The sequence below is a fragment of the Micromonospora sp. LOL_025 genome, from assembly GCF_048060285.1.
In the GTDB taxonomy this organism is placed as follows: Bacteria; Actinomycetota; Actinomycetes; order Mycobacteriales; family Micromonosporaceae; genus Micromonospora.
Genome location: NZ_JBHMIR010000071.1, coordinates 1 through 5,278, shown reverse-complemented (window position 1 = coordinate 5,278; position 5,278 = coordinate 1). Strand labels below are relative to the sequence as shown.

Genomic DNA, 5,278 nt, shown 5'->3' with positions numbered 1-5,278 from the left:
TCACTCACGGTGATCCCCGCTGCTCTTCAAGAGTGAATACGCGATAGATCGTTTACACGACCCTGCCAGTCAACCGCCGACTCCAAGGCCAGGGGCCACCATCCGTGATGCTGGAGGTCCCTTGGGCTAGCTGGTTGAGTCATCTGACGCCTCGCTGGACAGCGCCTCCGCACCGTCTGAGTGAGGTGGTCAGGGGTGGAGGGCAGCGAAGAGAAGGCGGTCGCGCTTCTCGCCTCGGATGTGCAGGTAGTCACGGAGGTGGCCCTCATACTTCATGCCGATCTTCTCCAGGACGCGGCGGGAGGCGACGTTGGCCGGGTCGCACGTGGCGGCGACCCGGTGCAGTTCCGCCTGTTCGAAGGCGTAGGCGAGCACAGCTGCAGCCGCCTCGCTGGCGTAGCCGTGACCCCAGGCGGATTTAGCCAGGACGTAGCCGAACTCGCCGCGGCGGTGGGCGGCGGCGGCGGCGACCCGGAGTTCGACGGCGCCGATCAGGGTGCCCGAGCGTTCGATAGCGAACGGATGGACGCCGTCCATCGGGTTCACGGCCGACGAGACGAAGGTCTCCGTATCGGCGGGACTGTTCGGACCCCAGTCCATGTAGCGGACCACCTCGGGGTCGCTGGCGTAAGTGTGGACGGCCGGGACGTCCTCGAAACGGAAGGGCCGCAGGCAGAGGCGGGCTGTCCGCAGTTCGTTCACCGCGCCCACCCTAGACCGTCATTCCTGTACTGGTTTGGACGGTGACGGACCCCTGGTTGGGGCGTCAAGCCACAGCAGCATAGAGGTCATGTTGGCGGCAGATCTGGCCACCAGCACCAGGGTCGGCGTGACTTACCGTGATTGCTGGAGCGGGCATCAACGCGAATACAAGACAGTTGGATTACCTGACCCTGCCAGTCGGGCGGGCCAATGAGGAACATGGATCGTGCTGGTAATCGACGTGCCGGCGGCTGGCGAGGTGCTGATCCGGTGTGCTGGTGGCGGTAGCTGGGGCGCTGGACCCGGCCTGCCTGGCCCTGGGGCAACGCAGCCGGATGACGCTGCGCGCATCGGTGCGGGGCGCTACACGGTGGCCCGAGGGCGCGACGTCCGGCGAACGGTGCGGCTGAGGCGGCTCTCACAGGTGGTCGAATCGGCCTCCGCGGCTGCGCCAGCCGTCGACGACCAGGTGCACCGGATACGCGGCGACGAGCAAGCCGACGGAGAAGGCACCCACGCAGATCAGGATGGTCGATATTCCGAACCGGTAGGCCGCGTACGCGAGGAACCCGGCCGACAAGGCCGCGATGACTCGCCGGAGGGGTGCAGACAGTGCTTCGTTGAGCGTTGTCCACGCCGTAATGCTAGTGACGAAAAGGGCCGGGAGCGCCGAGACGGTCACGATGAAGACGGCCCACCAGCGCGACTCGTGCACAACGGTCCGGCTGAGAAGCACGGTGGTGGCGATGATCACGGCGTACAGGGACCATGCCAGCTTCTCGGGGAACCGTTCCTCGTACCACCGGCCGTACTCGTCCCCAGGCGGTGGATCCGTAGGGCCGATCATCACGGGCTTCCTTCGTCGGTTCGTCCCATCGCGTGGGCCGGCTCGCCGTCGGCGGCCCGCTCGATAGTGATGTCTAGGATCCATTGTCTTCAGTCCCGGCCGCGTTCCGCAACGAGGACCGCCGGAGTGGCCGGTACCTGCCGTCCGGCTCACGCGCCGGCCACGGCGGCAAGCGCTACCGGACCTGAGCCGTTGTGACAGCCGCACTTTTCTACCGCTGAGCCGGTGCCGGTTGGTCTTGCCGGACGAAGCGGGAATCGGCGCGACGCCACACAGGTGCGCGAAAGCGGACAACTCGCTGCGCAGCCGCTCGGGGTTGTCGCCAGCGGCGGCCAGCAGCGCTCCGGCGGTGTCGGCGCCGACACCCTTGATCGCCATGAGCTGCGGCGCGGCCTGGTGGGCGAGCCGCTCGATCTCGGCGTCGAGCGTGGTGATTTCGGCCGTGAGCTGCTGGTATCGGGTGGCGAGGGACTTGAGTGCCAGCTTGTCGGCCGCTTCGATTCCGGCGAGCTGGCCGGGCCGGCCGCGTCGCGGCGTCGACAAGTTTCGGCAGCGACAGGGTGCGTAGCCGGTTGCGCAGGATCTGTGGGGCGGTGACTAGCACGGCGCGCAGCTGGTTTGCGGCCTGGGTGCGGGCCTTCATCGCGGACCGGCGGACCAGCCGCAGCGTGCGGATCATCTCCACCGCGCCGGCTGCCCGCCGCCGGCCTGGCCGGCGCCCCACTGCTCGGCGCCATATTCGGGCTGTCCTGGACCCCGTGCGTCTCATCCACCCTCGGCGCCGTACTGGCCCTGGCCGTCACCGACGGCACCACCGGCCGCACGCCGTGCTCGCCACCGCCTACTGCCTCGGCCTCGGACTGCCTTTCATCGGTGTCGGCCTCGGCCTGCGTCGCGTGCTGACGCTGATCGCCGCCGTGCGGCGCCACCACCGATGGATCACCCGCATCGGAGGGCTACTACTCATCACGCTCGGACTAGCCCTGCTCACCGGCGGCTGGACCACCTTCATCATCTGGCTACGCGCCACCGTCGGCCCCGGACAGATCAGCATCTGAAAACGTCACCGCAGCCCGGCCATCGCCCGGCATCGACACCCGGGCCGGCCACCCGCAGGCGGCCGGCTACCTCGTGAGCCCGGGTCGGTCGTCCCCGACCGGTCGTACGTCGTCAGCCGCGACCAACGACTCGCGACCTGCCAGCTTGGATGGCTGCCCTACTCATCCGGCCAACGATTGCAGGCTGCGGCCCTACGCAGGATGAAAAAGGGCTCAAAGTCGACGAGCCGGCCGGTTGTGGTGTTCACGGGCGATGGAGGTCAGCCCGCGGGGCTGACCTCCATCATCTCCGTCAGGGGGCGATCAGGGTGAGGGTGGTGGGGCCGGAGCTAGCGGGGACGCCAGTGGTTGCGCACTTCAGGACGTCGATCGTCGCCTCGACCGTGGTACGCACGACTTGGGCACCCTGGAACTGGCCGCTGACGACCTCGCCGTAGGACACGAAGACCGTCACGCCCGCAGGCTTGAGATTTACGTTGGTGTAGTAGGTGATGACGCTGTCAGGGCCGTCGTTCCAGTTCGCGACGTAGGTGGAGTTGAAGTTGGCCAGTAGGCAGCTTGCTGGGCCCTCGCCATCGATGGTGAAGGTCGCGCCGTTGATGTTGGGGTTAGTGGTCGACACGCAGGGTCCGAGGGTCCCGTCGACGTGGACGTCGGTCTGCTGAGTGATGAGGGTCAGCGGCGGGTCGAAGGTGGTGGTCTCGGTGCCGGGGGAACAGGCGACCAAGGTCGGCGTGGCGTTCGCCGGAGTCATGGGGGTGAGAGCCATGGCCATGGCCATGGCGACGGTCACGGCTGCGAGCCGTGTCCACGTTCGTGTGGGTGCCCTGAGCATCTTGCGCATGGGTCGTCCTTCCTGCGTTGCGGGTGGGGCGCCAACCGGGTGTCAGCCCCGCCGTTGTCGTCATCGTTCCCACCCCACAGAGGGCGATGTTGCCAGCCGGCAACACTCCGAGGCGCCGGTGCTGCTTGCCAGCTCGGAATGCTTCCGAGATCGCCTCGACCAGCCGATACCTCTCGGGGGCACTCCGCGGTCCGGCCTGGCGGACGCGGAGGTTGCGGCTTGTGAGGCTAGTACGTTCCTCGCCAGGTTGGTGCGGCCTCGCCCGTTATGCGCTTGGTGAGGTTGTCGATCGAGGCGACGTGGATCATGGCTTCGGCGCTGGCGGGAAGGGTCTCGTAGTCGCGGGCCAGGCGGCGGTGCAGCATCGGCCAGCCCAGGCTTCTCTCGACTAATACTGCAACGGCAGTTGGTCAGGGGTATCCGCGTCGTCGGTAGTGGCAGGTTCGGGCTTGGTGTTGGCGTCGTCGACGCCAGTGGGACCAGGCCCAGACGCGCTCGGGTGGGTGGGTTGGTCGCACTACGAGTGCGGTGAGCAGTCTTCGGATCTCCGGTACCGTGTAGCCGATCATCATGCCGTCGCCTGTGCTGGATCCCCTTTTGCCGTAAGGGATCGGGCGACGGACAGCCAGGCGTGGGCGACCATGGACAGGGTGATGTGGGCGTACCAGGCCCGCCAGTCACGGACCTGGTATTCGTCGAGGCCGGCTTCGTTCTTGGCCTGTTGGAAGCACTCCTCGATCGCCCAGCGGGCGCCGGCGATGCGGGCGAGGTCGACCAGGCGGGTGCGGCGGGGTCCGTAACAGACGTAGTAGGCGATCTCCCCGGTGGTGATGCTGCGCCGGGCCAGCAGCCAGTGCCCACGGCCGGGCTGCCAACCGATGCGCACCGGCACCCGCGCCCACCAGTACTCACGGGGGCCGTGGGCGCCGGCGCCAGCAGACAGCCGGCACCACGCCCGAGCCGGTAGGCCTGCGATCAAGGTGTCCGCGCGGGCGATGTCCATGGTGGTGGTGATCATGTCGTCGTTGCGGCGGGTCGCGACCACATAAGCCACATCCCGGTGTTCCAACCACACCCGCAGCGACTTCGACTGCCCGTAGGCCTCGTCCATCGTCACCCACCCCACGGGCACCCCGGCGTCCAACGCTCGGGCCAGCATCTGGCGGGCCATCTGCACCTTCGTGGCGAACTCCACCTCGTCGGGGATCCCGGCGGCCCGGCACCGGTCCCGGTCATCGGTCCACGACGCCGGGAGGTAGAGCTGCCGGTCGATCAGCGCGTGGCCCTGGCCGAGCGGTAGGCCAGAAAAACCCCGACCTGGCAGTTCTCCGTCCGCCCAGCGGTGCCGGAGTACTGCCGCTGCACCCCGGCCGACCGCGTGCCCTTCTTCAGGAAGCCGGTGTCGTCGACGATCAGCACACCCGCCGGATCGCCGAGGTGATCGACCACGTAGTCCCGCACATCGTCACGGACCGCGTCGACGTCCCAGTCCGCCCACCGCAACAACCGCTGCATCCCGTCCGGCGACACATCCCCGGCCTGCTCCGCCAGGGTCCAACCGTTCTTACGGCCCAGACCCGAGACCAGCCCGCACAGGTACTGCCGTGCCCGCCGCCGCGGCTCCGACCGGCGAAAACGAGGTCCGATCCGCGCGTGAAACCGGTCCAGCTCCGCATGCCACCGGTCAACATCAACATCCGTCACAGGCAGACCAACGAACGCGAGCCGAACTCGATTCGCTTACTGCCGTTGCAGTACTAAGGGACGTCTCGTAACTCTGTGGGCAGTCCAGGGTGGAGCATGGCGTGATGCAGGTGATCACGGCAG

At 67.8% G+C, this 5,278-nt stretch carries 3 protein-coding genes and 3 pseudogenes; 1 reads left to right on the top strand and 5 read right to left on the bottom strand.

Annotated elements, in window-relative coordinates:
• Positions 1-189: 189 nt before the first annotated feature.
• Positions 190-702 carry a GNAT family N-acetyltransferase gene (locus ACFHW0_RS31415; RefSeq protein ID WP_416613252.1) on the bottom strand — a complete coding sequence of 171 codons (513 nt, stop codon included), beginning with the start codon at positions 700-702 and terminating at the stop codon, positions 190-192.
• 418 nt (positions 703-1,120) lie between these two features.
• The gene (locus ACFHW0_RS31410) at positions 1,121-2,092 is read right to left on the bottom strand and encodes a transposase (RefSeq protein WP_416613251.1); all 972 of its coding nucleotides are present in this window, start codon (positions 2,090-2,092) and stop codon (positions 1,121-1,123) included.
• 144 nt (positions 2,093-2,236) lie between these two features.
• On the opposite strand from ACFHW0_RS31410, the pseudogene ACFHW0_RS31405 reads away from it, so the two are divergent.
• Positions 2,237-2,607, top strand: a pseudogene (locus ACFHW0_RS31405) (cytochrome c biogenesis CcdA family protein); the annotation flags it as partial.
• Positions 2,608-2,899: 292 nt separating this feature from the next.
• On the opposite strand, the gene ACFHW0_RS31400 reads toward ACFHW0_RS31405, so the two are convergent.
• The 3 genes and pseudogenes from ACFHW0_RS31400 to ACFHW0_RS31390 form a co-directional block, all read right to left on the bottom strand.
• Positions 2,900-3,451: a hypothetical protein gene (locus tag ACFHW0_RS31400; RefSeq protein ID WP_416613250.1), complete on the bottom strand. Its 552-nt coding sequence runs from the start codon at positions 3,449-3,451 to the stop codon at positions 2,900-2,902.
• A gap of 227 nt (positions 3,452-3,678) precedes the next feature.
• Positions 3,679-3,843: pseudogene (locus ACFHW0_RS31395) on the bottom strand (IS5/IS1182 family transposase); the annotation flags it as partial.
• Between the two features lie 18 nt (positions 3,844-3,861).
• Positions 3,862-5,155 (bottom strand): annotated as a pseudogene (locus ACFHW0_RS31390) (IS701 family transposase).
• Between the last annotated feature and the right edge of the window lie 123 nt (positions 5,156-5,278).

Coding starts and splice junctions, on each gene's coding strand:
- ACFHW0_RS31400 (WP_416613250.1), bottom strand. CDS start 3,451: ATGCGCAAGATGCTCAGGGCACCCACACGAACGTGGACACGGCTCGCA.